The 25,201-nt window shown below is 64.7% G+C and carries 25 protein-coding genes, 3 tRNA genes and 1 pseudogene; 8 read left to right on the top strand and 21 right to left on the bottom strand.

Annotated features, from left to right (window positions below):
• The first annotated feature begins 145 nt into the window (after nt 1–145).
• Nucleotides 146–541 carry a DUF7522 family protein gene (locus tag NGM06_RS07445; RefSeq protein ID WP_254269661.1) on the top strand — a complete coding sequence of 132 codons (396 nt, stop codon included), beginning with the start codon at nt 146–148 and terminating at the stop codon, nt 539–541.
• Nucleotides 542–757: 216 nt separating this feature from the next.
• Here the strand turns inward: NGM06_RS07445 and NGM06_RS07440 are convergent.
• From NGM06_RS07440 to NGM06_RS07415, 6 genes are all read right to left on the bottom strand, one after another.
• Nucleotides 758–829, bottom strand: a tRNA-Ala gene (locus NGM06_RS07440).
• Nucleotides 830–925: 96 nt separating this feature from the next.
• Nucleotides 926–1,552 carry a rhomboid family intramembrane serine protease gene (locus NGM06_RS07435; protein ID WP_379793586.1) on the bottom strand — a complete coding sequence of 209 codons (627 nt, stop codon included), beginning with the start codon at nt 1,550–1,552 and terminating at the stop codon, nt 926–928.
• A 234-nt stretch (nt 1,553–1,786) separates the two neighbouring features.
• Nucleotides 1,787–2,095, bottom strand: a complete 309-nt coding sequence (rpsJ, locus tag NGM06_RS07430) for a 30S ribosomal protein S10 (RefSeq protein ID WP_115864703.1) — start codon at nt 2,093–2,095, stop codon at nt 1,787–1,789.
• A 3-nt stretch (nt 2,096–2,098) separates the two neighbouring features.
• The gene (gene tuf, locus NGM06_RS07425; RefSeq protein WP_254269660.1) at nt 2,099–3,367 is read right to left on the bottom strand and encodes a translation elongation factor EF-1 subunit alpha; all 1,269 of its coding nucleotides are present in this window, start codon (nt 3,365–3,367) and stop codon (nt 2,099–2,101) included.
• A gap of 194 nt (nt 3,368–3,561) precedes the next feature.
• Nucleotides 3,562–4,506, bottom strand: a complete 945-nt coding sequence (locus NGM06_RS07420) for a homoserine dehydrogenase (RefSeq protein WP_254269659.1) — start codon at nt 4,504–4,506, stop codon at nt 3,562–3,564.
• Entirely contained in the window at nt 4,503–5,045 is a 543-nt protein-coding gene (locus NGM06_RS07415; protein WP_163522588.1) for an amino acid-binding protein, read from the bottom strand. The genes NGM06_RS07420 and NGM06_RS07415 overlap by 4 nt, the downstream gene beginning before the upstream one ends.
• 149 nt (nt 5,046–5,194) lie before the next feature.
• Here NGM06_RS07415 and NGM06_RS07410 point away from each other — a divergent pair, with 149 nt between their 5' ends.
• A complete protein-coding gene (locus NGM06_RS07410) occupies nt 5,195–5,353 on the top strand; it encodes a hypothetical protein (RefSeq protein WP_254269658.1) in 159 nt (52 codons plus the stop codon).
• 108 nt (nt 5,354–5,461) lie between these two features.
• Here the strand turns inward: NGM06_RS07410 and NGM06_RS07405 are convergent, their stop codons facing one another.
• The gene (locus tag NGM06_RS07405) at nt 5,462–7,648 is read right to left on the bottom strand and encodes an elongation factor EF-2 (protein WP_254269657.1); all 2,187 of its coding nucleotides are present in this window, start codon (nt 7,646–7,648) and stop codon (nt 5,462–5,464) included.
• A 244-nt stretch (nt 7,649–7,892) separates the two neighbouring features.
• Here NGM06_RS07405 and NGM06_RS07400 point away from each other — a divergent pair, with 244 nt between their 5' ends.
• On the top strand, nt 7,893–8,663 hold the full coding sequence (locus NGM06_RS07400; RefSeq protein WP_254269656.1) for a DUF5781 family protein: 771 nt from the start codon (nt 7,893–7,895) through the stop codon (nt 8,661–8,663).
• A gap of 8 nt (nt 8,664–8,671) precedes the next feature.
• Here NGM06_RS07400 and NGM06_RS07395 read toward each other — a convergent pair whose 3' ends face one another.
• On the bottom strand, nt 8,672–8,893 hold the full coding sequence (locus NGM06_RS07395) for a hypothetical protein (RefSeq protein WP_254269655.1): 222 nt from the start codon (nt 8,891–8,893) through the stop codon (nt 8,672–8,674).
• Nucleotides 8,894–9,033: 140 nt separating this feature from the next.
• Between NGM06_RS07395 and NGM06_RS07390 the strand changes: the two genes are divergently transcribed.
• Nucleotides 9,034–9,363 carry a cupin domain-containing protein gene (locus NGM06_RS07390; RefSeq protein WP_254269654.1) on the top strand — a complete coding sequence of 110 codons (330 nt, stop codon included), beginning with the start codon at nt 9,034–9,036 and terminating at the stop codon, nt 9,361–9,363.
• Nucleotides 9,364–9,538: 175 nt separating this feature from the next.
• Here NGM06_RS07390 and NGM06_RS07385 read toward each other — a convergent pair whose 3' ends face one another.
• The 11 genes from NGM06_RS07385 to NGM06_RS07335 form a co-directional block, all read right to left on the bottom strand.
• A complete protein-coding gene (locus NGM06_RS07385) occupies nt 9,539–10,156 on the bottom strand; it encodes a 30S ribosomal protein S7 (RefSeq protein WP_254269653.1) in 618 nt (205 codons plus the stop codon).
• Between the two features lie 2 nt (nt 10,157–10,158).
• On the bottom strand, nt 10,159–10,587 hold the full coding sequence (locus NGM06_RS07380) for a 30S ribosomal protein S12 (RefSeq protein WP_163522596.1): 429 nt from the start codon (nt 10,585–10,587) through the stop codon (nt 10,159–10,161).
• 185 nt (nt 10,588–10,772) lie between these two features.
• Nucleotides 10,773–12,479 carry a pyrroloquinoline quinone-dependent dehydrogenase gene (locus NGM06_RS07375; RefSeq protein ID WP_254269652.1) on the bottom strand — a complete coding sequence of 569 codons (1,707 nt, stop codon included), beginning with the start codon at nt 12,477–12,479 and terminating at the stop codon, nt 10,773–10,775.
• Nucleotides 12,476–13,405, bottom strand: a complete 930-nt coding sequence (locus tag NGM06_RS07370) for a hypothetical protein (RefSeq protein ID WP_254269651.1) — start codon at nt 13,403–13,405, stop codon at nt 12,476–12,478. Before NGM06_RS07370 ends, NGM06_RS07375 begins: the two co-directional genes overlap by 4 nt.
• A gap of 278 nt (nt 13,406–13,683) precedes the next feature.
• A complete protein-coding gene (locus tag NGM06_RS07365; protein ID WP_254269650.1) occupies nt 13,684–14,562 on the bottom strand; it encodes an alpha/beta fold hydrolase in 879 nt (292 codons plus the stop codon).
• Nucleotides 14,563–14,697: 135 nt separating this feature from the next.
• Nucleotides 14,698–15,135 (bottom strand): NusA-like transcription termination signal-binding factor, encoded by a 438-nt coding sequence (locus tag NGM06_RS07360; RefSeq protein ID WP_254269649.1) that lies wholly within the window; start codon nt 15,133–15,135, stop codon nt 14,698–14,700.
• Between the two features lie 2 nt (nt 15,136–15,137).
• Complete coding sequence (gene rpoA2, locus NGM06_RS07355) at nt 15,138–16,328, bottom strand: DNA-directed RNA polymerase subunit A'' (protein ID WP_254269648.1); 1,191 nt, start codon at nt 16,326–16,328, stop codon at nt 15,138–15,140.
• A gap of 31 nt (nt 16,329–16,359) precedes the next feature.
• Nucleotides 16,360–19,272, bottom strand: a complete 2,913-nt coding sequence (locus NGM06_RS07350) for a DNA-directed RNA polymerase subunit A' (RefSeq protein WP_254269647.1) — start codon at nt 19,270–19,272, stop codon at nt 16,360–16,362.
• Between the two features lie 3 nt (nt 19,273–19,275).
• Nucleotides 19,276–21,102 carry a DNA-directed RNA polymerase subunit B gene (gene rpoB, locus NGM06_RS07345; RefSeq protein ID WP_254269646.1) on the bottom strand — a complete coding sequence of 609 codons (1,827 nt, stop codon included), beginning with the start codon at nt 21,100–21,102 and terminating at the stop codon, nt 19,276–19,278.
• A gap of 1 nt (nt 21,103) precedes the next feature.
• Nucleotides 21,104–22,669 carry a DNA-directed RNA polymerase subunit B'' gene (locus NGM06_RS07340; protein ID WP_163522604.1) on the bottom strand — a complete coding sequence of 522 codons (1,566 nt, stop codon included), beginning with the start codon at nt 22,667–22,669 and terminating at the stop codon, nt 21,104–21,106.
• Between the two features lie 2 nt (nt 22,670–22,671).
• On the bottom strand, nt 22,672–22,899 hold the full coding sequence (locus NGM06_RS07335; RefSeq protein ID WP_254269645.1) for a DNA-directed RNA polymerase subunit H: 228 nt from the start codon (nt 22,897–22,899) through the stop codon (nt 22,672–22,674).
• Nucleotides 22,900–23,196: 297 nt separating this feature from the next.
• On the opposite strand from NGM06_RS07335, the gene NGM06_RS07330 reads away from it, so the two are divergent.
• The 4 genes and pseudogenes from NGM06_RS07330 (at nt 23,197) to NGM06_RS07320 (ending at nt 24,247) form a co-directional block, all read left to right on the top strand.
• Nucleotides 23,197–23,269, top strand: a tRNA-Asp gene (locus NGM06_RS07330).
• A gap of 227 nt (nt 23,270–23,496) precedes the next feature.
• Nucleotides 23,497–23,631 (top strand): annotated as a pseudogene (locus NGM06_RS24300) (group I intron-associated PD-(D/E)XK endonuclease); the annotation flags it as partial.
• Between the two features lie 140 nt (nt 23,632–23,771).
• A tRNA-Asp gene (locus NGM06_RS07325) sits at nt 23,772–23,844 on the top strand.
• Between the two features lie 235 nt (nt 23,845–24,079).
• Nucleotides 24,080–24,247, top strand: a complete 168-nt coding sequence (locus NGM06_RS07320; RefSeq protein ID WP_254269644.1) for a hypothetical protein — start codon at nt 24,080–24,082, stop codon at nt 24,245–24,247.
• A gap of 14 nt (nt 24,248–24,261) precedes the next feature.
• On the opposite strand, the gene NGM06_RS07315 is transcribed toward NGM06_RS07320, so the two are convergent.
• Together NGM06_RS07315 and NGM06_RS07310 are read right to left on the bottom strand one after the other, a co-directional pair.
• Nucleotides 24,262–24,612: a fluoride efflux transporter FluC gene (locus tag NGM06_RS07315; protein ID WP_254269643.1), complete on the bottom strand. Its 351-nt coding sequence runs from the start codon at nt 24,610–24,612 to the stop codon at nt 24,262–24,264.
• Between the two features lie 16 nt (nt 24,613–24,628).
• Nucleotides 24,629–25,177: a fluoride efflux transporter FluC gene (locus tag NGM06_RS07310; protein ID WP_368410464.1), complete on the bottom strand. Its 549-nt coding sequence runs from the start codon at nt 25,175–25,177 to the stop codon at nt 24,629–24,631.
• Between the last annotated feature and the right edge of the window lie 24 nt (nt 25,178–25,201).

The raw sequence follows: 25,201 nt of genomic DNA, 5'->3' as shown, positions 1-25,201 counted from the left end.
GAGTGTCCTCGTCGGACACCGTGACGCGTTCCTCGACGAACGGTAGTGGGCGGCGACTCGCTCCATCGTTGCTAATCTTCTATTCGACCGTCCCACGAGAGTGGCAAACAATCACAACCAATGACGTGGAGACTGTACTACTGGTATGACTCAGTCGCTCGGACTCACGGAGATGTGTCGAAGAGAAGTCGGCGACGCGCTACGAATAGCCGCAGTCTATACAGAGACCGAGTTCGAACACCTGTATCTCCGTGAGGACCTCGACCGACAGTACACTCCGGCAGAGATAGTGACGCTTCGGCGGGAACTCATCGTGTTCGCGCTCGGGAAGCAGCAACTGGCGGACGTGACTCACGCGGGAAAGGTTCGACAGATTATCTGTGAAATGGACGATGCGATTGCGCTCCAATTTCCAGTCGCCGGGCACTTCGGCGTGTTCGTCTCTATCGAAGCCTCTGAAAGGGATAGCCTGTTCGACCTCGGTGATGCTGTCGAGGCGTGGATAGAACAAGGCGGACTCCCGGCACGGGAGGAATCGTAGCGACGGAAGACGCGCAATCGACGGAGTCCCTCGCTGCGTCCGCTGGTCGAGGGAGAGTGTCGGACTTGGAGAATTCGTGAGGGGACCGATAGCTCGGTCACTGTCGCGCTGTTCGTGACCGACAGAATCGGAGTGGACTCGCTGGGACTGAGCGAACGCAGTTCGCGAAGGTCGGCGAGTCCGCTGACTGGAGCGAACGAAGTGAACCGAAAGAAGTGGACTCGCTGGGATTTGAACCCAGGGCCTCTTCCTTGCGAAGGAAGCGATCTACCGCTGATCTACGAGCCCTCGAACGCAGTAGTTCGTAACGCGCCCACTTATTAGAACCTTATGTTTCGGGGCGGGCGCGGCGGAGCGATTTCGGCGACGTGTAAAGACCGCGCGTCACACTCGGAGGAGTCTGACCCGCCCGGCCGCGAGACCGAGCGCGAGGCCGGTGAAGTGAGCGACCAGCGCCACGCCCGGCGCGGCGGTGAGCAGCGTCGCGCCCGCGGCCACCGCCAACAGGAGCGCGACGCGCGCCCGGCCGCCGAGCGGGAGCCACCCCAACACCGCGTCGGTGACGGGGTTGCCCGCGAGCACGTAGCCGAGGAGACCGAAGACCGCACCGCTCGCACCGAGAACCGGAGTCGGCCGACCGAGCAGTCCCGTGACCGCCACCTGTGAGAGACCTGCGAGCATCCCGACGCCAGCGAAGAAGCCGTGGAACCGCCACGTAGACGTCACGCGCTCGACGGCGAAGCCGACCAGCACGAGAACCACGGCGTTCGAGAGGAGATGCGTGAGACCGTCGTGAGCGTAGACGCTGGCGAGCAGGGTCCACGGCCGGACCGACACCGGTGGCGCGAGGACGAACAATCCGAACGCGAGTCGTCGGGAGACGAACCCGACGACGGTCTGGACGGCGAAGACCAGCAGGAACACCGCGAGCGTCTGGACCGTCGGACTGCCAGCGAGTCGTCCCGACCGTCCACCCTCGGCACCCTCCGGGTCGTAGTACCGATAGCTCACGGCGACCGCCTCCCGCGAGCGAGAGACCAGTCGGTCGTCGGGACGAAACGTCGTCGAACCGCTCGCGTCGGCCGCTGCACGCACGCCGATTCGTCCGGCGCGGTCAAAAAGACCGGGGAGCGTTCGCGTCGCGCGTGCGCGGCTGGTCGAAGCGAAGAAATGGAGAAGGCCGCCGGTCGAACGGCGGGTGCGAACTTCCTCGAACTGACAGCAACGAGGCGAACGCCTCGTCGCTCAGTCCTCGAGGACGATTTCGATGCTCACGTCGTTCGGAACCTGAATCCGCATGAGCTGACGGAGCGCGCGTTCGTCGGCGTCGATGTCGATGAGACGCTTGTGGACGCGCATCTCCCAGTGTTCCCACGTCGCGGTCCCCTCACCGTCGGGGGACTTGCGGGTGGGTACCTCCAGCGTCTTGGTCGGTAGCGGGATGGGACCCGACAGCGAGACACCCGTCTTGTTCGCGATTTCGCGAACGTCGTCGCAGATGTCGTCGAGATCTTCGGGACTGGTTCCCGCCAGTCGGACGCGTGCTTGCTGCATGCGTTATGGCTCGTTGACGCTGAGGACCTGACCGGCCGCGATGGTCTGGCCCATGTCGCGGATGGCGAAACTACCGAGTTCCGGAATCTCCGAGGCCGGCTCGATGCTGAGCGGCTTTTGCGGTCGGACGGTCACCTTCGCGGCGTCGCCGGACTGGATGAAGTCGGGGTTCTCCTCGGCGACTTCGCCGGACGAGGGGTCGATCTTCGCGTCGATGGACTCGATGGTACACGCGACCTGCGCCGTGTGGGCGTGGAAGACCGGCGTGTAGCCGTCCGTGATGACGCTCGGGTGCTGCATCACGACGATCTGGGCCGTGAACGTCTCGGCGACCGACGGCGGGTCGTCGGCCGGGCCGCAGACGTCGCCACGGCGGATGTCGTCCTTGCCGATGCCGCGGACGTTGAACCCGACGTTGTCACCGGGTTCGGCCTGCGGGACCTCCTCGTGGTGCATCTCGATGGTCTTGACCTCGCCGCCCACGTCGCTGGGCTGGAACGACACGTTGTCGCCCGTGTTCAGCAGACCCGTCTCGACGCGTCCGACCGGGACCGTACCGATGCCCGAAATCGTGTAGACGTCCTGAATCGGGAGGCGGAGGTCGGCGTCCGTCGGCGGTTCGGGGGCTTCGAGGTTGTTGAGAGCCTCGAGCAGAATCTCGCCGTCGTACCAGTCGGTGTTGTCCGACCGCTCGGCGATGTTGTCGCCCTCGAACGCCGAAATCGGGATGAACTCGGCGTCGTCGGTGTTGAACTGCACCTGCTTGAGCAGGTCCTTGACTTCGGAGACTACCTCTTTGTAGGTGGACTCCTTGTAATCGACGATGTCCATCTTGTTGACACCGACGATGAGTTCGTTGATACCGAGAGTGCGAGCCAGGAAGACGTGCTCCTGGGTCTGGGGCGCGACACCGTCGTCGGCGGCGACGACGAGGACGGCGTTGTCGGCCTGAGACGCGCCCGTGATCATGTTCTTCACGAAGTCGCGGTGGCCCGGACAGTCGACGATAGTGAAGTAGTATTCGTCGGTGTCGAACTCTTGGTGGGCGATGTCGATGGTGACACCGCGCTCTCGCTCTTCGGCGAGGTTGTCCATGACGTAGGCGAACTCGAAGCCGCCCTTGCCCTTCTCCTCGGCCTCTTCCTTGTGCTGTTCGATGACGTGCTCGGGTACGCTCCCCGTCTCGTAGAGGAGTCGCCCGACCAGCGTACTCTTTCCGTGGTCAACGTGGCCGATGATGGCCAAGTTCTGGTGCGGTTTGTCTTCGCTCATTTGTATCTCACGCGCAGACGCGCTCTGTCGGAATCTTTTGGCAGAAGCGGTTAAAACCATTTCGATACGCTATGCTACCCACCCCGACGCCCTACTGCGGTTATTGGTAGACCATCGCACGATTTTGGGAGAACGCGGGGAAATCAATCGGAATCAGTGACCGAAACGAACTGGCGTCGGAGCCGCCGAACGGTTCAGTCTCGAAGCCGATTCACGTCGGCGAGGACGGCGGTCGCCGTCTCCGGGCCGCCCGCCCCGCGACCGCTCAGGTTGAGTCGCCCCGCGTGGTCGGTCTCCAGTTGGACGATGTTGCGCGTGCCCGAGACGGCCAAGGTTCCGTTCTCGGGGACGAGTCGCGGTCCGACCCGGACCCCCTGTGGCGTGGCCTCGCCGATGAGTCGAATCGTTCGCCCGTCTTCGGCCGCGAGTTCGAGCGCGTTGCCCGGCAGTTCCGCGATGCCCTCGACGTCGGCGTCGTCCAGCGAGTACGCGCCGTCGTCGAGGACGTTCGCCAGAATCACGCACTTGAGCGCCGCGTCGGTGCCGTTCACGTCGAAGGAGGGGTCGGCCTCCGCGACGCCGAGGTCCTGAGCCTCCGCGAGGACGTGTTCGTAGCCCAGACCCTCGGCGGCCATCCGCGTGAGGACGAAGTTCGCGGTCCCGTTGAGGACGCCGCGCGCTGCCGAGATGGTGTCCGGACCGTAGTTCTCGATGGTCGAGAGGACCGGAATCGCGCCGCCGACCGTCGCCTCGAACCTGACCTTCCCCTCGCTGTTGCGTTCGAGTTCGCGGAGGTCGGCGTACCGCTCGGCGACGGGTCCCTTGTTTGCCAACACGACGTGGCTGTCGCGTTCGAGCGCCGCGCGGACGTGCCCGAATCCCGGTTCGGCGTCGCCGAGCGTCGTCGGCGTCGCTTCGACCAGCACGTCGTACTCGGCGTCGAGCGCGTCCTCGGGGGCGTATCGGCCGACGCTCCCGCTCTCGTTCTTCTCGGCGAGCGCCGCGGCGACGTCGATACCGTCGTCGTCCACCGCCGCACCGGTAGAGTCAGCGAACGCCGTGACGCGATGACCGTACTCGCCCGCGAGGTCGGCGACCGACCGGCCGACCGCGCCCGCACCGAGAATCGCTAATTTCACGCCGACCCCTCCAGTTCGGCGAGCGGTTCGACCACGCGAAGGTCCTTCCTGTCGGCCACCTCGCGCACCGCCGTGACCACTTCGCCGGTCGCGCCGGTCTCGGTCGCGAGTCGGAGGCGAGCGCTGGCCACCTCGCTGGTTCCGCCGGGCGCGGAGAGCGACACGTCGGAGACCGAGGCGTCGGCCTTCGACTCGATGGACGAGAGCGTCTCGGAGAAGTCGGTCTCGATGACGTTGCCGACGAGCAGTATCGACACCTCCTCGCCGTAGCGTTCCGCGCCCGCTTGAATCACGTTGACGCCCGCCTCCCGGAGGTCGGCGACGAGGGCGTCGAACCGGTCGGGCGGACACTCGAGGTCCACTTCGACCGGGATGTGTCCCCGCGGTGTGAGCGACCCGCGCTCGTGGAACACCGAGAGCAGGTTGCCGCCGTTGGCCGCGATGGGTTCGAGCGCGCCCAACAGTTCGCCGGGTTCGTCTACGAGTTCGAGGCGGACGGTGTACGCCCGCAGGTCGGTGGCGCTCGCGTCGTCACTCATCTTGGTCTTCTTTCACGCGCGGGTGAGCATAAGGCTTCAGGCGGTCGCAATACTCACCAGTGTTTCGCGGGGCCGTCCCGCGTTGACCGCAGTCAGAGACGCGGCTGGGAACCGGTCGTCGCGCGAGACGAACGGGCGACTACTCGTTGGTGGGCGTCCTCGAAACCTCGGGTGGAGAGTCGCCGCTCGCCGACACGAGTGCCCAGATGCCGGTGACGACGCCGATCCAGAGGAAGATGACGAGACTGATCCACACCAGTGTGACGACCGAGACCATGGCTGAGAGCGAGACGTACGTTACCAAGTGACTTGATTATACACCGCCTACGCGAGTTACGGCGAGCGGCGTCGTGACTCAGGGTCGGTCTGAACGCGGTGAGAAACGAACGCAGAGCGAAGAAGAGAGACGCGGAGCGTTAGAAGTAGTTGATGGCTTCGGGCAGTTCGAGCTTCATGCCCTTCCGCTCGCGGATCTCCATGATGGTCTCGCGCTGGAGGTTGTCGGCCATGACCTCGAAGCCAGCGTTCTCGGTGTTCCACGAGGCGCGGCCCTCGGTGGCGCTCCGGATGTCCGAGGAGAAGCCGATCATCTCGTCGACCGGCGCGATGCCTTCGACGACCATGAGGTCGCCCTCTTGGTACATGTCGTCGACGCGGCCACGGCGACCCTGAATCTCGCCGGAGGCCGAACCCATGTACTCGTTGGGCACGTCGATGCGGACGTCCTGCATCGGTTCGAGCAGTCGGACCTCGCCCTGAACGAGGGCGTTGTGGACCGCGTTACGGACCGCAGGGATGACCTGCGCCGGACCGCGGTGGATGGTGTCCTCGTGGAGCTTCGCGTCCTCCAGACGGAGCAGCGTCCCCTGCACGGGTTCGGCGGCCAGCGGACCGTCGTCGAGCGCCTCTTCGAGACCCTCGATGACGAGTTCCATCGTCTCGTTGAGGTGCTGGATACCCTTCGTGTCGTCGATGAGGATGTTCGTCCCGTGGATGTGCTCGACGTTCTGGGACATGTCCTTGCCCATGCCCGCTTCCTGAAGCGCCTCGCGGCGTTCCTGCTCGGGCATGTCCATCGACACGTCGCCGCGCTTGATCTTCTCGATGATCTCGTCGGTGAGCGGCTGAGCCTGGATGTAGAACCGGTTGTGACGGTTCGGCGAGATGCCCTCGATGACGTCGGTCGGCTCCTGAATCGCTTCGCGGAAGACGACGATAGGTTCGCCCGTGTTGACCGGGATGCCCTGGTTGCGCTCGATGCGCTGGGTGATGACTTCGAGGTGAAGCTCACCCTGACCGGAGATGAGGTGTTCGCCGGTGTCCTCGTTAATCGTGACCTGAATGGTCGGGTCTTCCTTGGAGACCTGTCGGAGCGTCTCGATGAGCTTCGGCAGGTCGTCCATGTTCTTGGCCTCCACGGACTTCGTGATGACCGGCTCCGAGATGTGTTCGATGGACTCGAACGGCGTCATCTCGACGCTGGAGACGGTGGAACCCGCGATGGCGTCCTTGAGACCGGTGACCGCCGCGATGTTCCCGGCGGGTACGCGGTCCACTTCCTCGCGCTCGCCACCCATGTAGATGCCGACGCTCTGGACGCGGTTCTTTCCGGCCGTTCCGGAGACGTAGAGGTCCTGACCCTTCTCCAGCGTCCCGGAGAAGACCCGACCTGCGGCGATTTCGCCTGCGTGGGGGTCCACACCGATGTCGGTGACCATCAGCACGACTTCGCCTTCCTCGTCGACGAGGCGCATCCCCTCGGCGAGGTCCGAGGAGTCGTCGCCACGCCAGACGCGCGGGATACGACGGGGCTGGGCGTCGATGGGGTTCGGGAAGTGCTCACAGACCATGTCGAGCACGACGTCCGACAGCGGGGTGCGCTCGTGGAGTTCTTGCCGCTTGTCGGCGCGCTCCAGTTCCATGATGTCGCCGAAGTCCATCCCGGTGCGCTGCATCGAGGGCATCGAGACGCCCCACTTGTAGAGGGCGGACCCGAAGCCGACCGTCCCCTCTTCGACGGAGACGGTCCAGTCCTCGATGTCGTCCATCTCCTCGGTCATGCCGCGAATCAGCTCGTTCACGTCGTCGATGACGCTGAGCAGGCGGCGCTGCATCTCCTCGGGACCCTCCTGAAGCTCCGAGATGAGGCGGTCCACCTTGTTGATGAACAGGGTGGGCTTGACGCCCTCACGGAGCGCCTGTCGGAGGACCGTCTCGGTCTGGGGCATCGCGCCCTCGACCGCGTCCACCACCACGAGCGCGCCGTCGACGGCGCGCATTGCTCGGGTCACGTCCCCGCCAAAGTCCACGTGGCCCGGCGTGTCGATGAGGTTGATGAGGTGGTCGGTGTCCTCGTACTCGTGAGTCATGGACACGTTCGCGGCGTCGATGGTGATGCCGCGTTCCTGCTCGTCCTCCTCGGTGTCCATCATCAGTTGGGTCGCTTCACCCTGGTCGGCGATCATGCCCGCACCAGCGAGAAGGTTGTCCGTCAGCGTGGTCTTACCGTGGTCGACGTGTGCGGCGATAGCGATGTTCCGGATGTTCTCCGGTTCGTCCATCAGTCGCTCGCACTGTTCGACGATCTTCTTTCGTCTTCCCATTATGGGTCTTCTACCCGAAGGAAGTTGAAAAGCGTAGTGTTTCGCCACGAGTGAGCGTGTGAGCGATTGGCGAGGTGAATCACGCGCGAAGCGAGTCTGACTCCGGTGCGGTCTGGACGCGAGCGAGACTCTCGGGGTGACGAGGCCCAGGGTCTCGAAACCGCCGTACGCTCCGCCGGAGAACTGTCAAGCACCGCCAACCGGCGCAAGAGTCATACCGACCGAAGCCTTGGGACCGTTACGCATGGAGGTTCACGTCCACGGTCCCGGTCCGACCGCGCCGTTTCTCCGCGCCCGCGACCTCTTCGAGACCGAGCACGACCTCGACTCGCCCGTCCACGTCCGCATTCGGGAGAACCCCGACGAGCGGACGTGGACCGCCCACCCCGACGACCACGTGCTGAACATCTCCCGACAGGCCGCGACCAGCGCGATGGCCCGCGAACTCGCGCTCCACGAGTTCGCTCACATGGCCCGCCACGAGCAGGACCACCCCTCTCACACCCAGTCCACCGAGGAGGTCCTGTTCCTCGCGCTGTCGGGCAAGTCCGTCGAGCGTAGGCGCGTCACCCACTGCTACCAGATTGCGAACCACATGAAGGACATCTACGCCGACGACATCACGCTCCGGGTCGGCCCGACCGACAAACTCGTCTCGTTCCTCGAATCCGAACTCGCGGCCGCGGTCGCCGACCGGCCCGCCCGGAATCAGGACGAGGTGACCCGGGAGCGCGACGGCCTGCGACTCACCGGCACCGCCGACCCCGAGATGACCGCGGTCAACGCCGCGTTCGCGCTCGCGCTGGTCGAGCGTCACGACCTCGTCGATTCGGACCACCGGCTGTACGACCTCGCGCACGCGGCCGCGAACGACGCGCCCGAGGTCGGTCTCGCGGAGTTCAAGCACCGGTTCGCGTCGCTCGGTCCCGACCCCGGCGAGAGCGAGTACCGCCGGTCGCTCGTGGACGCGACCCGCGAGTACGCGGTCGGCGGCGGCGAGAAGGCGGCGGACTGAGTCGTCGATTACACGACTTCGGCGAGTGCGAGCAGGACGGTCGGCGCGATTAACAGGACGAGACCGCCGACGACGAGCAGGGCCGGAACGAGTAGTCCGACTTCGGCGAACAGCCACAGGCCGACGCCCGCGAGGAGCGCGAGCAGTCCGAGCAGTCGGAGGAGCCACGTCACGACGCCGTCGAGACCCGAGTCGGCGACGAGGTCCAGAACTTCGAGTGCTTCGTCCATGACATGTCCGAGTTCTAACTCCGCTAACTTATACGATTCGGGGGCCGGAGTCGTCGCCTGACCACTGTTCGAGTCAGTGTCCCACTCCGAGGAGTGTCGCCAGCATCAAACTAAACACCTCTCCGACCGTACGTCCGCCGATGTCGTACACCAAAGTCGATTCCCGCGACGTCGAACCGGTCGGCGAGGGACTGCGCTTCCTCCGAGACCCCCTCGACTGCGAGAAACTGGGCGTCTCCATCCTCGACGCCGACCCCGGATGGACGGGCAAGGAGCACGACCACGCCGAGGACGGACAGGAGGAAGTGTACGTTCTGATAGACGGGGCCGCCACCGTCACCGTCGAGGGCGAGGACGTGGAACTGACCGCGGGCGAGGCCGTCCGAATTCCGGCCGAGGCGACCCGCCAGATTCACAACGGCGACACCGAGAGCAAGTTCGTGCTGGTCGGCGCGTCCGGCGAAGAGTGACGCCGCGAACGTAGAACCGTCCGGAGTCTCTGTAACCAGTGCGAACACGTCGAAAGAGATTATTTCTGATTCTCAGGGGCCACGGGACCGGCGTCAGGAAAAAGGCATGTCGTCGCGTTCGCGCGGTGAGCGTCGCAACTGTTCGAGGGGTGAGAAACGAGAGAGAAGAAACCGCTTAGCGGGCCGCGGCCGCGACGCGCTCTTTCTCTTCTTTCTGGTTGATGGCGTAGGTCTGAACGTCGTAGTTGGCCGCGCCGACGAGTTGGTCGGCCAGCGCCTCGGAGGCGTCGGTCGGCGTCTTGAACGACGCGCTGTAGACGCCCTCGGCGATGAACTTCAGGGCTTGGTCGACCCGGCGCTGGGGCGCCACGTCGACGGCCTTCGGGACCGAGATGCCACCGTACTTCAGGCGGACTGTCTCCTCGCGCGGGGCGGCGTTCTCGACAGCAGTGACGAGGACCTGAACCGGGTTCTCGTCGGTTCGGTCGTGAACCATCTCGAACGCCTCGCGGGTTATCTGCATCGTCTTCTGCTTCTTGCCGGTGTTCTCCTCGGTCTGCATCAGACGGTTGATGAGACGCTCGACGATGGAGATTTCGCTCTTCTGGAACTGCTTGGACGCGTGGCGACCCATCGTGTGTGCGACCGGCGTAATCGTGATGTAGCGCTCGGTCGAGGGGTCGTCGTACTCGATGTTGGTGATGTCCCACTCGCCGAACAGGCTCGCGACGGCCGTTCCCTCTTCGTCCGTGCCCGCTGGTTTGTCGGGGTCGGGTTGGTCTTCTGCTGCCATAGTTATCGCACCGGCTTCTCAGCGTTTCCGCGGACTAGTTCTTCGAGGCTCACGCCGTTGACCTTCACGACCTTGTAGTTGACGCCGGAGAGGTCGCCCATCGCGCGACCCTTCGCACCGCCGATGCCCGCGATGGTGACCTCGTCGTGCTCGTCGATGAACGAGATGGCACCGTCGCCGGGACAGAAGGCGGTGACCTGCTTACCGTTCTTGATGAGCTGGACCCGGACGCACTTCCGAATCGCGGAGTTGGGCTGTTTGGCCTCGATGCCCACTTTCTCGAGAACGATGCCACGGCCCTGCGGAGCGCCTTCGAGGGGGTCGGACTTCTCCCCGAGACCGCGCTCGCGTCGGGCGTAATCGGAGTCGGACCACCGGTGATTCTGGCGGTCCTTCTTCAACTTTCTCGCTGCGTACTTGCCGTTCGCCATATGGCGTGTGCTATCCGTCCGAGCTACTTAAGCCTCCCTCTTTCGAGCGGACGTAACGGCCGCAGATCGCTCAAGCGGGGTCGATTACGGAATCTGAGCGCGTCTCAGCGAGCTGTTTTACGCGCCGCTTAGGTTCGGTTCGGTCAGCAGATTCGCTCACGGCCCGAAAAAAGGATTCGCGACGGCTAGCCTTCTAGCGAGAACACGCCGACGGTCCGACCGTCTCTGACGGAGCGGAGTCCGCCGCCGCCCGCTTGGACCGCGACGTACTGCTTGCCGACGCCCGGGTCGTACCAGCTCATCGGCGAGGCGTTGACCGAGGCGTCGAACTGGTGCTGCCAGCGTCGCTCGCCGGTCTCCGAATCGTAGGCGATGAACTCGCCGTCGCCGTTGCCGACGAAAGTGAGACCGGTGGTCGTACTCATCGACCCGCCGAGAGAGAAGTTCTCCCATCGGTCCTGCCAGACGACGTCCCCGCTCACGGGGTCCACAGCGGAGAAGTACGTGAGCTGCTGGGTCCACTCGTCGGGTGCCGGACCGGGGTCGTCCATCGCGGGGTAGACGGTGAAGTTCCCGCCGAGGTACGTCGAGGGGTACTCCCACTCGTCGACCTCGTCCCACTGGAACTTGCTCGGGTAGTTCATCGCCTTCACGTGGACGTTCCCCGTCTCTCGGCTGTAGGACGCCGGGTTCCACTCACCGCCGCCGTCGGCCGAAGGCATGACCCACGGCGTGTCTTCGAGGTTATCCTGGGGGAGGTGCCACATGTTGAGGTGCTGGCAGAACTCCCGACTGCGCTCGTAGAGCTTGCCGTCCTCGGCCCCCAGCAGGTAGTTCCACCCGGTCTTTCCGGCGTGACTGACCATCTTGCGGTTCTCGCCGTCCACCTCGGCGTCGAACAGGATCGGCGGCTGAGAGGCGTCCCAGTCCCACCAGTCGTGCTGGACCTCCTGGAAGTACCAGTTTACGTCGCCGCTGTTCGTGTCGAGTGCGATGACCGCGTCCGAGTACGGGTTCGGTCCCGGCCGGACGATGCCGTTCACGTCGGGACCGGGGTTCCCGACGTTGGCGTACAGCGTGTCGGTGTCCGGGTCGACCGTGATGGTCATCCAGTTGGTCGCCGACCCGTTCTGCCAAGCGTCGCCGATCCACTGCTCCTCGGGCAGCATCGACGTGCGCCACTCTCGCTCGCCGGTCCGTGCGTTGATGGACTCGATGAAGCCCTGGACGCCGTACTCGCCGCCCGCGCTCCCGTTGAGGATGCTCCCGTTGTAGACGACGGGGGCCCACGTCGCGGAGTACCCTTCGCCCGGAGCCGCGGAGTTGTACAGCCACTGTTGCTCGCCGGTGTACCGGTTGATGGCGACGAGGTTCGCGTCGAGCGTCGTCATGTAGAGGCGCTTGCCGCGGACCGCGACTCCGCGGTTGTTCGACCCGCAGCACAGCAGCGGGGGCTGGTCCTGCTGGCCGGACGGCGAGTACCGGTAGGTCCAGATGACCTCGCCCGACCTGGCGTTGACCGCCCGGACAACGTCGGGGCCGTTGGTCTGGTACATGATGGGCGGGTCCGACGGGACGACGATCGGCGTTCCCTCGAGTTTCCCGCGCTCCTCCTCGCTCCCGACCTCGATGGTGTACTCCAAGTTCAGTTCGCCCACGTTCTCGGGCGTGATGACGTCTGCGGTCGTGAACCGCTGCTGGCGGTAGCCCCCGCCGTACATCAGCCAGCTCTCGGGATCGTCGCCCGAGTCGAGCAGCATCTCTTGGGTGACGTTCAGCCGCGGAATCCGCTGGTCGCTCTGTCGAATCGTCTCCGGGCCGTCCGCGAGGTACTCGACGGCGATTCCGTCCTCGGTCCGGGTCACTTCGGCGTGTGGTTCGTCGATGCTCATCGCGAGTCACCTCCGATGGGCGCGCGTTCGTCGTCGCCGATCCTGAACAGGTCGGCCTCTATCTGCTCCTGTCCGCGAATCGCTATCGCCGACCCGCCCGCGAGCGCGGCGGCGAGTTGGCTGTCGGTCAACTCCTCGGGACCGGCGAGGTCCCGCGCCGCGGAGACGAACATGTGGACGCCGCCGAGCATCTGCTTCACGTCCCAGATGCCGTCGTCGAGCATCGACTCGGTCAGCAGCACTTCGCGCTGCCAGAGTTGCTGGTCGAGTTCGTCTATCCAGAGCAGCGCCCCGCCGAGCGCTCGCTGGTGGAGCGGTGCCACGTTCTCCGGGTCGTAGCCCTCCGGGTCGGCCGGGAGGCTGGCGGTCGAGACCCACTGTGCGAGTCGCTCGTTCTCGTTGACGACGTCCACGACCGCCGCCGTGCGCTCGCGTTCGGTGAGACCCGCGTCGGCGAGCGCCGCGGTCAGCGGTTCGGCCCGAATCAACTCCGCGGCGGTCGCCCGAACGTGGTCGGCAGAGAACTCCGGCAGGTGGCGCTCGGCCGCCGCGAAGAAGCCGACCTCCGCGAGGTGGTCGTAGGCGTCCCACGCGGGCGCGGCCACCTCCTGATACGCGGTCCCCTGCTCGGCCGGGAACCCCGCGGCCCGGAGTTCCGGGAGTTCGGCGATACCGGCTTCGATACCCGCGAGCGACCCCGAGAGCCGTCCGCCGTCGAGTCCGCCCGCGAGGTCGGCACGGATTCGCTCGCCGTACGTCGCCAGTTCGTCGGCCGACCCCTCGCCGACCGCTCCGCGTAGGTCGGACAGCGAGAGTTCCGAGGCCGCGCCGACGCCCCCGGTCACGCCGAGTATCTTGAGGAAGTTGCGCCGGTCGCGCTCGTCCACGTCCGGTACGTCGTCCGATACCGTGTCATTGATTTCCATTCCCATCCCCACGGGAACGTCACCACTATCGACAAACTGTTTTTCCCTCGGAAACACGGCTCGTGCGTCTAAAATTTCGACGTGGAGCCATCAGAGCGAGCGGCCGACAGTGGCGCTCGACCGCTAGTCGACAGTATTTCCGACGGTAGAGCCACCGATTCCGCCGACCGGCTTTGTCCGGTTCGTCGACACGTTACGAGGAGAACCACCTCGCTTGCGGGAGTCAGCCGCACAGCTGACGGATTCCACAGGCCCAATATTGTTACGCTATCGATGTTTTAGCGGTCGTCTCGGCGTCCGTCCTCCGTGCGGACATCGTCCGGAGAGACGGTCTCGGACCGGCGAACTCCGGCGAGGAACTCGCGCACGGCGTCGGTGAAGAACGCCGGATTGTCGAGGTTGGAGGCGTGGCCCGCGTCCGGAATCTCTCGGACCGTGGCGTTCTGAATCGCCGCTTCCAACTTCGACGCGTGTCGCCGGACGAACGGCGGTTCGTTCGCGCCGTACAGCACCAGCGTCGGGACGGTAATCGCCGAGAGGTCGACCGCCGTCTCGTGGAACGCCGCGACGGCGCGGACGACCTTGGCAAACTCGTCGGTCTCCATCTCCGGGCCGTCCCTTCGAAGCCGTTCTATCTTCTCGTAGTCGCCGCTGACGCCGTCGCCGTGGAGTCGCCGCTGAAGCCACACCAGCGCCCGCTCGACGCGTTCGTAGCCGACGAGTCGGACCGGCGGGACGGCGGCCCGCAGCGCGACGGACCGCTGGAGCCACTCGCGCCGGTCGAACAGTTCGGGGGTGAACGTGTCGGCCAGAACCAGTCCGGCCAAGCGGTCTGAGTGGGCGGCCGCGTACGCCTGCGCGATGCATCCGCCGGTCGAAAGCCCGCAGACGACGGGTGAGTCGAGGTCTAACGCCGTGACGAGCGCGTCGAAGTCGGCGGCGAACAGGTCGATAGAGTAGGCGTCTCTGGCCGACCCGCCGGTTCGACCGTGCCCTCGAACGTCGTAGGCGATAGTGGTGTACTCGTCGCTCAGGGCGTCCATCTGCGGTTCCCACTGGGTGTGGTCGAGGATAGCGCCGTGAACGAAGACGAGGGGCGGTCCGTCGCCGCGTCGCTCGTAGTAGGTTTCGACGTCGTTCGTCCGGACTGTGGGCATGGTGTCTGTTAGGCCCTCGACGGAGATGAACCTACCCGGAGCTACAGAGAGTGACACGGTAACGAACCCTCGGACGAACGTGAGACCGAAAACCGGACTGCGAGAAGTCGAGACGCGGTCGGACGGGACCCGCGTTCAGGTCAACTGGATGTCGTCGATGTCGTAGTGGCGCTTGGCGAGTTTCTCCGCGGCCGCGATGTTTCGGCCGTCCTCGCCGATGGCGATACCGGTGTCCTCGGAGTCCACTTCGGCGTAGGCGACCGTCTCGTCGCCCTCGCTGACGGTGACGTTGTACACCGCCGCCGGGGCGAGCGCGTTGGCCACGAACGCCTCGGGCGTGTCGGCGTCCTCGACCAGCACCACCGATTTGCCCAGCTGGGATTCGACGTTCCGGACGGTCTCGCCGCCCGACCCGATGGCTTGGGCCATGTCGCCGGGCTTGACGAGGAAGACCACGCGCTCGTCGCCGTCCTCTTCGTCCTCGAAGACGACGCAGTCGCGTGCGGTCGCGCCGGTCTCGTCCTCGAAGAGGGCGATGAACTGGCGGGCCGTGTCCGAGAGCGTGACGACCATTCTCAGTCGGAGGCTTCCGGCTCGGAACTCATCGAGGACCCCATCCGGAGGTCCACGTCGCCCGTGCCGAGTTTGATGGGTTTCCCGACGATGACGTTCTCGGTCACGCCGTTGAGGTCGTCGACCTCGCCGTGGATGGCGGCGTCGAGCAGGTGGTTGACGGTGACCTCGAACGCCGCGCGAGCGAGGACCGACTCCTTGCTCCCCGAGATGCCGTGGCGACCGATGGACTCGATTTCGCCCCGGTTGGTCATGATGTCGGCGACCAGCATCAGGTGGCGGATGTTCACGTCGTCGAGACCCTGCTCTTCGAGGGTGTTCATCGTCTCCTCGATGATGGCCTCGCGGGCCGCCTCGATGCCGAGGTTCTTGTGAATCTCGTGGATGTTGTTCGAGGTGGTCCGGCTGGCGTCCACGCCCTCTATCTCCATCACGTCGCCGAAGGCAGACCCCTCGGTGTAGAGGATGAACTCCTCGCCGTCGTCGAGTTGCTCCTTCCGGATGACGACTCGCGAGATGTCCTCGATGCCCTTGAACACGATGTCCCGTAGCTGTTCGACCAACTGGAGCAGGTCGCGGTAACTCGGCTCGTCGGGACCGAACTCGATGACCGCCCCCTGCTGGGTGGTCTGGACGCCGAGTTCGTCCTCGATGATGCCCGCGATTTCGTCGGGCGTTATCATCCGCTCCTTGAGGGTGTCCTCGTTGAGGTCGATGGAGACCACCATGTCGGCGACGTTGGTCGAGATGTCGCCCAGCGCCAGAATCCGAGTCGCCTCTATCTGCCAGACGACCTCGTGGGCCATCTCGCGGTCGGTGGCGTACTCGTCTTCGAGGTGGACGGTCATCATCGGCGTGTCCGGGGTCTTCCGGGCGTCCACCAGTTCGATGAGTCGGGGGAGACCCTGCGTCACGTCGATCTCCGCGACCCCCGCGTAGTGGAACGTGTTCATCGTCATCTGGGTCCCGGGTTCTCCGATACTCTGAGCGGAGACGGTTCCCACGGGGTCGAGCGGATCGACTCGGGTGTCGAGATGCCGGTTCTCGACGGCGCGAGCGATCTGGTCGGCGTGCTCGGCGGTGACGCCGTCGCGGGCTTCCACGGTGCTGTACACCTCGTCTTTCAGCCGTCGGGGGAGGTCGGTGTCCTCGACGACGGCCTCGATGTCTTCGGATACGTCGTAGTCGGTCATGGTTTCGGTGAGTTAGTTGGAAGCTGTGGCGTCAGTCGTCGCTCTGGGCCTGTCGAGCGTCGACGTGTTCCGAGAGGTTCGTCGGCGGGAGTTTCTCGCCGAGGAACTCCTGTCTGCGCTCGTCGCTGCCGAACTCCTCGTCGAGGATTCGGTCGGCGATCTGCTCGACGTCGATGTCGCTCTCGTCGTTCGAGGAGACCTTCACGGGACTGGTCCCGTCCTCGCCGAACTCGAACTGGACGATGGTGTCGGAGGTGTCCCGAACCGTGCCGTCGTACTGAGTTTCGAGTTCCGAGAGCGCGTTGATGAGTCGGCGCTGGAGGTAGCCGGACTTGGAAGTCCGGACTGCGGTGTCCACAAGTCCCTCGCGGCCGCCCATCGCGTGGAAGAAGAACTCCCGGGGGTCGAGTCCGCCGGTGTAGGAGTGCTCCACGAAGCCGTGGGCCTCCGCCGAGAGGTCGTTGGGCTTGTAGTGGCTGAGGGTTCGGTCCTCGTACCCGCGGTTGATTCGCTCGCCGCGGACCGCCTGCTGGCCGACCGCTCCGGCCATCTGGGTCAGGTTGAGCATCGAGCCACGCGCGCCGGACTCGGCCATGACCACGGCGGGGTTGTCGTCGGCGAAGTGCTCCTCGGCGATGTCACCCGCGGAGTCGCGGGCCTTGCCGAGCGTCTGCATGATCTTCATCTCCAGCGTCTCGTCCACGGTCCGGCCGGGCAGGGATTCGAGGTCGCCGTTCTGGTAGGTCTCGATGAGTTCCTCGACCCGGTCGTAGGCGTTGTCGATGGCCTCGTCGATGCGGTTCTGGGCCTCCTCCGGGACCGACTCGTCGTCGATACCGATGGAGAACCCGAAGTGCATGATGGAGCGCATCGCGAGCGCGGCCACCTCGTTGATGAAGATGCGCGAGCGGGTGTTGCCGTAGACCTTCGTGATGGTGTCAACGATCTTCCCGCCGAACTCGCCCACCTCGTCCTCGGCGATGGTGCCTTGGACGAGCTGGCCGTCCTCGATTATCACGTCGTCGCCGACCGTACCGGTGAACTCGAGGTTGAGGTCGCTCGGGAGCAGTTCCGAGAAGATGTCCCGGCCGGTCCAGTAGGGTTCGCCGTCCTCGTGTCCCGAGGGGTCGGGGAGTTCGTCGATGCGAGTCGCCCGCAGGAGGTCCAGCGCCTGCGTCTCGTTAAACTGCGGGTTCTCGTTGGTGAGCAGGTACATCCCGGAGATGTGGTCCTGAATCGCCCCGATGATGTTCTCGCCGAAGCGCGGCGAGAGAATCTGTTCCTGCACGCGCATGAGGACGCGCGCCTCCGCGCGGGCCTCCTCGTTCTGGAGCGCGTGCATGTTCATCTCGTCGCCGTCGAAGTCGGCGTTGTACGGCGGACAGACGACGGTGTTGAGGCGGAACGTCTTGTACGGCATCACGACCACTTCGTGGGCCATGATGGACATCCGGTGGAGCGAGGGCTGGCGGTTGAAGATGACGATGTCGCCGTCGACCATGTGGCGGTTGACCTCCCACCCGGCCTCGACCTTCGTCGCCAGTTCCTCGCAGTTCTTCTCGGTCACCTTCAGGCGGCGGCCGTCGGGCCGCTTGACGTAGTTCGCGCCCGGGTGGCCTTCGGGGCCGTTAGCGACGTACCGTCGGGCCTCCTCCTTGTTGCGCTCGGTGACGTTCATCGTCTGGGTCATCTCGCGGGCCACGCGCTCGGGGACGCCGACCTCGTTCAGCGAGAGCGTCGGGTCCGGCGAGATGACGGTCCGCGCCGAGAAGTTGACGCGCTTCCCGGACAGCGAACCGCGGAAGCGACCTTCCTTGCCCTTCAGCCGCTGGCTGAGGGTCTTGAGGGGTCGCCCGGAGCGGTGGCGGGCGGGCGGCGTGCCCGAGATTTCGTTGTCCATGAACGTCGTGACGTGGTACTGGAGCAGTTCCCAGAGGTCCTCGATGATGAGTTGGGGCGCACCCGCCTCCCGGTTCTCCATGAACCGCTGGTTGATGCGGATGATGTCCACCAGCTTGTGCGTCAGGTCGTCCTCCGAGCGCTGACCGTTGTCGAGCGTGATGGACGGTCGGGCGGTGACCGGCGGTACCGGCAGCACCGTCAGAATCATCCACTCGGGTCGCGAGCGGTCGGAGTTGATGCCGAGCGTCTCGACGTCCTCGTCCGGGATGTCCTCGAACCAGTCCCGGATGTCGCTGGGCATCAGTTTGTTCATGTCCTCCTCGGTCAGGTCGATGTCGAGGGCCTTCTCGATGGCTTTCCGGTCGGACTCCCGCGGGCGGAACTCGCCCGACATGATGTCGTTGATGCGCGAGAGGTCGATGTCGGTCACGTCCGAGAGTTCCTGGGGAGCCATCGGTTCGCGGTCCTCCTCCTCGTCGCCCTGCATCGCGGAGGCGATGATCTCGGAGTACTCGCTGGTGAGAACCTGTTGGACCTCGTAGTATGTCGTGGGCTTCTCGTGGTTGATGTCGTACTGGACCTCGCCGCAGTAGGGACAGCGGTCCTTCTTGCGGGCCTCCCGGATGGCGGACTTGGTCACGTCGGTGAGGTCGTTGCCCAGTTCGCGGGTCCGAGTGAGTTTGGACTCGTACTTCTCCTTCTCCTCGTCGGTGAGCAGGAGGCGCGAGCAGTTCCGGCAGGTGCCCCGAAGCAGGCGTCGGATGAGCTTCGTGAACCCGACGTGGATGACGGGGGCGGCGAGTTCGATGTGGCCGAAATGGCCGTTACACGACCCGGAGTGCTTCCCGCAGGTCTTGCATTCGAGTCCGGGGTCGATGACGCCCAGTCGGGGGTCCATCAGCCCCATGTCGATGGGGAAGCCGTCGTCGTCGTACGTGTCGGCGGTAATGATCTTGGTCGCCGACATCTCTCGGTACTCCTCCGGGTCCATCAGCCCGAAGCTGATTTCGCCGATTTCCTTGGGTGTTTGTCCTGTTGACATGGTTTAGACAGCGTCTTCGAGTTCGAGTCGCGGTGCGATGCCGAGCGCCTTCATCTCGTCCAGCAGGAGCTTGAACGCGTAGGACATCTCTATCTCGTGGATGTCGGTCTCCTCGTCGCAGTTCGGACAGTAGACACGGTTCTGTTCGACGTTCTCGACCGCGCTCATGCCGCAGTTCGCACAGACGTAGATCCACTCGCGGTCGGATTCGTCGAGCAGTCGTTCCTTCAGGGTCAGGGCCGCGCCGTGACCGATGAGAACGTCGCGCTCCATCTCCCCGACGCGGAGTCCGCCCTCGCGGGCGCGCCCTTCAGTGGGCTGGCGCGTGAGGACCTGTACCGGCCCGCGGGAGCGAGCGTGGAGCTTGTTCGAGACCATGTGGTAGAGCTTCTGGTAGAAGATAGTGCCGATGAAAATCTCGGCCTCGATCTTCTCGCCGGTGACGCCGGAGTACATGATCTCCTTGCCGGAGGACTTGAAGCCCTGGTCTTCGAGTCCGCCGCGGAGTTCCTCCTCGTCCTCGCCCGTGAACGGCGTGCCGTCCACGCGGCGACCTTCGAGGGCACCGACCTTGCCGCCGATCATCTCCAGCACGTGGCCGACCGTCATCCGGGACGGCAGGGCGTGGGGGTTGATGATGAGGTCGGGAACGACGCCCTGTTCGGTGAAGGGCATGTCCTCCTGCGGAGCGATGTGTCCGACGACGCCCTTCTGGCCGTGTCGGGACGCGAACTTGTCGCCGAGTTCGGGGATGCGCTCGTCGCGCACCGACACCTTCGAGAGCTTCGAGCCGTCTTCGCCCTCCATCAGCGTGACCGTGTCCACGATGCCGGACTCGCCCGAGCGCATGGTGACGGAGGTCTCCCGGCGCTTCTGCGGGGAGAGACCGCCCATGTCGTCGGGTTCTTCGAGGAACCGGGGCGGACTGGTCTTGCCGAGCAGGACGCTGTTCTCGTCCACTCGCGTCTCGGGGTTGACGAGACCGTCGTCGTCGAGATGCGTGTACGCGTCTTCACCGCGCGCACCGCGCACGTCGTCACTCGGAATCTCGAAGCGGTCCTCCTGACCGCCGGGGTAACGCCGCTCCTCGCCCTCGTAGGTCCGGAAGAAGTGCGAGCGAGCGAGCGCGCGGTCCACCGACCCGCCGTTGAGCACGAGCGCGTCCTCGATGTTGAACCCCTCGTAGGACATGACCGCGACCGTGAAGTTCTGCGCCGCGGGCCGCTCGTCGTACCCGATCTGCTCGGTGGTCTGGGTCTTGACCATCGAGAGCTGGGGGTAGTGCAGGAGGTGTTGGCGCGTGTCGGGCCGGATGCGGTAGTTGGCCGCGGGAAGCCCGAGCGACTGCTTGATCATCCCCGACCCCATCGTAATCCGGGGCGAGGCGTTGTGTTCGGGGTACGGGACCATGCCCGCACCGATACCGAAGATGAGTTGCGGGTCCACTTCGAGGTGGGTGTGGTCCTCGGTGAGGTGTTCCTCGTCCACCGCGACGTAGATGTCTTCCTCCTCCTCGGCGTCGATGAACTCGACCTTGCCGCGTTCGACGAGGTCCTCGAACTCGAGGTCACCGTTCTTGAGTGCCTCGACCTCTTCCTCGGTCGCGAGGGGTTCGCCGTCCTCGACCACGAGGAGGGGTCGGCGGGCGCGCCCCGCGTCGGCGTTGATGATGACCTCGCGGGTCCGCTCCTTGATGGAGACGTTGACCATCTCGCTCACGTCGCCGCGGCGGCGGGCGTGGCGGACTTGTTCGGCGAGCTGTTCCGGGTCGGGGTGGGTACCGACCAGACTACCGTTCACGTATACTTTCGCTTCTCGTCCCTGACTCATGTTAGTCGTCCGCGCTCGCAGTTGGTTCGACGCCTTCGATACCGGGGATGCCTTCGACACCCATCGACGCCAGTTCTCGTTTCAGGCCCTGTTCGTCGTCTATGTTCTGGGAGAGTTCCATCGCCTGCGCGAAGTTCTTCACCAGCCCACAGTTCGGTCCCTCGGGGGTCTCCGAGGGACAGATGCGACCCCACTGGGTCGCGTGCAGGTCACGCGCCTCGAAGTGGGGCTGGCTCCGCGAGAGCGGCGAGCGGAGACGCCGCAGGTGCGACAGTACGCCCATGAAGTCGGTGCGGTCCACCAGTTGGGAGACGCCCGAGCGGCCACCGACCCAGTTCCCGGTGGCGATGGGGTGTTCGAGTCGTTCGGTCAGCACGTCGGACCGAACCACGGTGTTGACCGAGAGCTGACGGTTACGCATGTTCGCCCGCTCCAACTGGTACTTCACGTCCCGGGCCAGCTTGTTGAGCGCGGTCCGGAACAGGTCCTTCATCAGGTCGCCAGAGACCTTCAGGCGCTTGTTGGCGTAGTGGTCCTTGTCGTCGGGTTCGCGCCGGTCGAGCGCGAGTTCGAAGCAGGCCTCGGCCATCCGGCAGAGGTAGTACGCCTTGTTGATGCGCACGTCCTCCTCCTCGACGCCCTCCTCGTGGAGGTGCGGCAGGAGGTAGCGGTCGATGACGTAGTTGGCCCGCTTGAGCTGGTAGTTCTTGCCCTGTCCGGAGGCGACGCGCTTGCCGAGTTTCTCGATGGCTTCCTCCTCGGTCTGGACGTCGGCCTCCTCCAGATTCTCGAGCATGAACTTCACGATTTCGGGGTCGTCCGAGACGCGGTGGACGATCTCCTCGTCGGATTCGAGGCCGAGCGCCCGGACGAGGGTGACGAAGTTGACGCTCCCCGAGACCGAGGGGAACGACACTTCCAGCAGACCGTCGCGGGTCCGCTCCGCCAACACCAGCGCGCGGTAGCCCCGGCGCTGGCTGAACGTCTTGGCGACCTGAATCTCGTCGCCGTACTTGGTGTCGTACTCCGCGAGAATCTTGTTCGGCGCGAGGTCCTCGCTCGTCATCAGCACGCGCTCGGAGCCGTTGACGATGAAGTAGCCGCCGGGGTCGGCGGGGTCCTCGCCGATTTCGATGAGTTCCTCGTCGGAGAAGCCCGCGATGTTACACTTCTCGGAGCCGACCATGATGGGCATCCGGCCCACCTTGGTCTCCGTCGAGTCTACGACGCGCTCGTCCTCGCCCTCGCCTTTCACGATGGACATCTCCATGAACACGGGCGCCGCGTAGGTGATGTTTCGGAGGCGGGCCTCCTGCGGATACAGAAGTTCCTCGCTGCCGTCGGCCTCCCGCACGCGCGGGGTGACGATGCGAACGTCGCTGAGTTCGACGTGGACGGGTTCTTCGTCTTCCTTGTCACCGATGTCGGTGTCTATCGTTCCCTTCTCGTCGACGACCTCCTGCATGCCGCGATTCAGGAAGCTGTTGAACGAGCGGTAGTGGTGTTCTGCGAGTCGTTCCTTCGAGAAGTACTCTCGGGAGATCTCGCGTCGGTCTTCTCTGTTCATTATTATTCTACGACGAGTCGGTATGTGGTCGCGGTGTCTGTCGTTCGGGAGTCTCGCACGATCTTGATGACGTCACCGACCTCCGCGTCGTCCGGCAGTGCGGCGTCGGTGCGTTGTATCTTGGGTAAGTCGGTCGGTTTGATGTCGTACTCCTCCAGCACGTCGTCTAACTCCTCGTCGTCGACGATGCTGTGGTCCGGAACCATGTCGTGTTGGCTTACATCTACCATGTGTGGTGGGTTGTCTGGCGAAAGGGAGAAATGGCTATCACGAGATACTACAGGGCAATACACAGGGAGTCCATTTAAGACTTGCTAAGTGTCCCGCGCACGGCTCGCTGTCCGACCCACCCCGTCGGAACGCGGTTCCGGACGAGTGCCCACAAACGACACGGACTTCGCGAAGGTATAAATCGTTTGGGGCGGGGGCACGTGTCTCAGTGACCGGTGGACGAGACACCGTGTCGTGACCGGTTCGTTTGAGAAGTCTTAAGTCCAGCCGGGGACAACGAGGAAATGCGTACGAAGGCCCGGGTGGTGTAGTGGCCCATCATACAACCCTGTCACGGTTGTGACGCGGGTTCAAATCCCGCCTCGGGCGTTTTCCAGAACTTACATTCGACAGCAGTTAGTTTACTGTAACTGATATCCAAATCTTCTAGCGACATCCTCGTACACCAGTAGAGTGGGTTAGGGAACGACTACCTATAGAGCGACCGTTCGAAGGTGCGCTCTCCAGAACACGGACACACCAAGACTCGCTACGACGCAGAACGGATCTGTTACGGGTGGCATTTAGATACGAAGACGGCACACCCTCGCCACACGATGGATACGTCACGGAAGGGTGACGGAACCGAGGTGACGATTCTCGCCAGACTGATGCGGATCGGTGCCTCGGTTTCGGTCGCGTTCGGAGACAGCGACCGATACGACCTCGTGGCCGACGGCGGAGACCGGCTCCATCCAGTACGTTCTGTCCGAGCAGTTCGGATGACGCTCGTTCGGAGTCGGTCCATTTGCGACGTGGCAGTACCTACCAATGAGCGACGGAACCGACACCCATTAATAACAACGGCCGGAAGAAGGAGATGCGTACGAAGGCCCGGGTGGTGTAGTGGCCCATCATACGACCCTGTCACGGTCGTGACGCGGGTTCAAATCCCGCCTCGGGCGTTTTCTGCTGACGCCAATTCACGAGCGAGGAGCATCGGCGACGAGCGAGTCCGGCGTCAGCGAACCGACTGCGGGAGTTGAATCCTGCGAGACGCACGCCTGCGAAACGGAGTGAGCAGGACCGTCTCGCTCCGGTTCAACTCCCGCCTCGGGCGTCCTTCTACTCGAACTCACATTCGCGAGCGACTGGACAGTCACCCCCAAGCGATACCTCCGAGACGGCCGTCTATCGGGTGTGGATACGGACGAACCGAACTCGGACGAGAGCGACGAGTTTCTCCACGAGGAGTTGGTTCCGGCGCTGCTGGTCGGCGTGCTGCTGTTCCTCGTCCCCGAACCTGTCACCTCGACGCTCGGCGTCGTTCTCGGCGTCGGTCTATGGGCGTGGGACCTTCCGAGTTAGTTCGGCGCTTCGTTCTAGTTGAGCATCGCCGCCACCCAACCGCCGAGTCCGACCGCGAGCAGCGCGCCGAGTAGGTTCACCGTCGCGTTCTCGACCGCCTGACGTTTCGCGCCGTCCTCGTAGAGTTCCACCGTCTCGACGGCGAAACTGGAGAACGTCGTGAACGCGCCACAGAAACCGATTCCGAAGACGGTTAGCAGTGCCGTACCGTCCGCGAGTCCGACCGTGAGCGCGCCGAGCGCGAAACTCCCGAGGACGTTCACCGCCAGCGTACTCCGAGTCCGGGCCGAGAGCACCGACCCGACCCCGAAGCGCGCGAGCGCACCGAGGACGCCGCCTGCACCGACTAGCAGGACGGAGTTCATCCAGCCACCCCCTGAGTCATCCCGTCACCTCCTCGACCGCGGCGCCTCCCGCCACCACGGCCGCGAATCCGAGCGCGTAGTTCGCACCGACGTTGACGACCGCCCAACTCGGCGAGAGCGTCGTCGTCTGGAGCGCGAAGGTGCTGTACGTGGTGAACGACGAGAGGAACCCGTTGCCGAGTACGAGTCGAGTCTCGACACTGATTCGCCCCGCCAACTTCGACTCGGAGAGCAGAACGCCGAGCGCGAAGCTTCCGACGACGTTGACCGCGAGGGTGCCCCACGGAAAGCCACCGGGGAGCGCCACGGCCACGGCGTGTCGGAGGACGGCCCCGGCGAACCCGCCCACTCCGACGAGTACGAGGGGTTCGAGCCGTTCCATAGCGAGGACGTGAATCGGCGAACCGGACTGCTCGGCTTCGGAATCCTCGGTTTCGACAGCCGCCGCTTCTGCGCTCTCGTTCTTCGAACGTTCCTCTGCCGGACGCGATGCTGTCTCGCTCTCGCTCGCCGAACTCGCGTCCGTCCCGGCGTCGGTCGCCGAGTCGGCGTCCGTCTCCGACATGCGGTACTCGTCGGAGACCACCGC

Origin of the sequence: Halorussus aquaticus (assembly GCF_024218795.1) — an archaeon.
Classification (GTDB): Archaea; Halobacteriota; Halobacteria; order Halobacteriales; family Haladaptataceae; genus Halorussus; species Halorussus aquaticus.
This window is presented reverse-complemented; position numbering and strand designations above follow the sequence as displayed.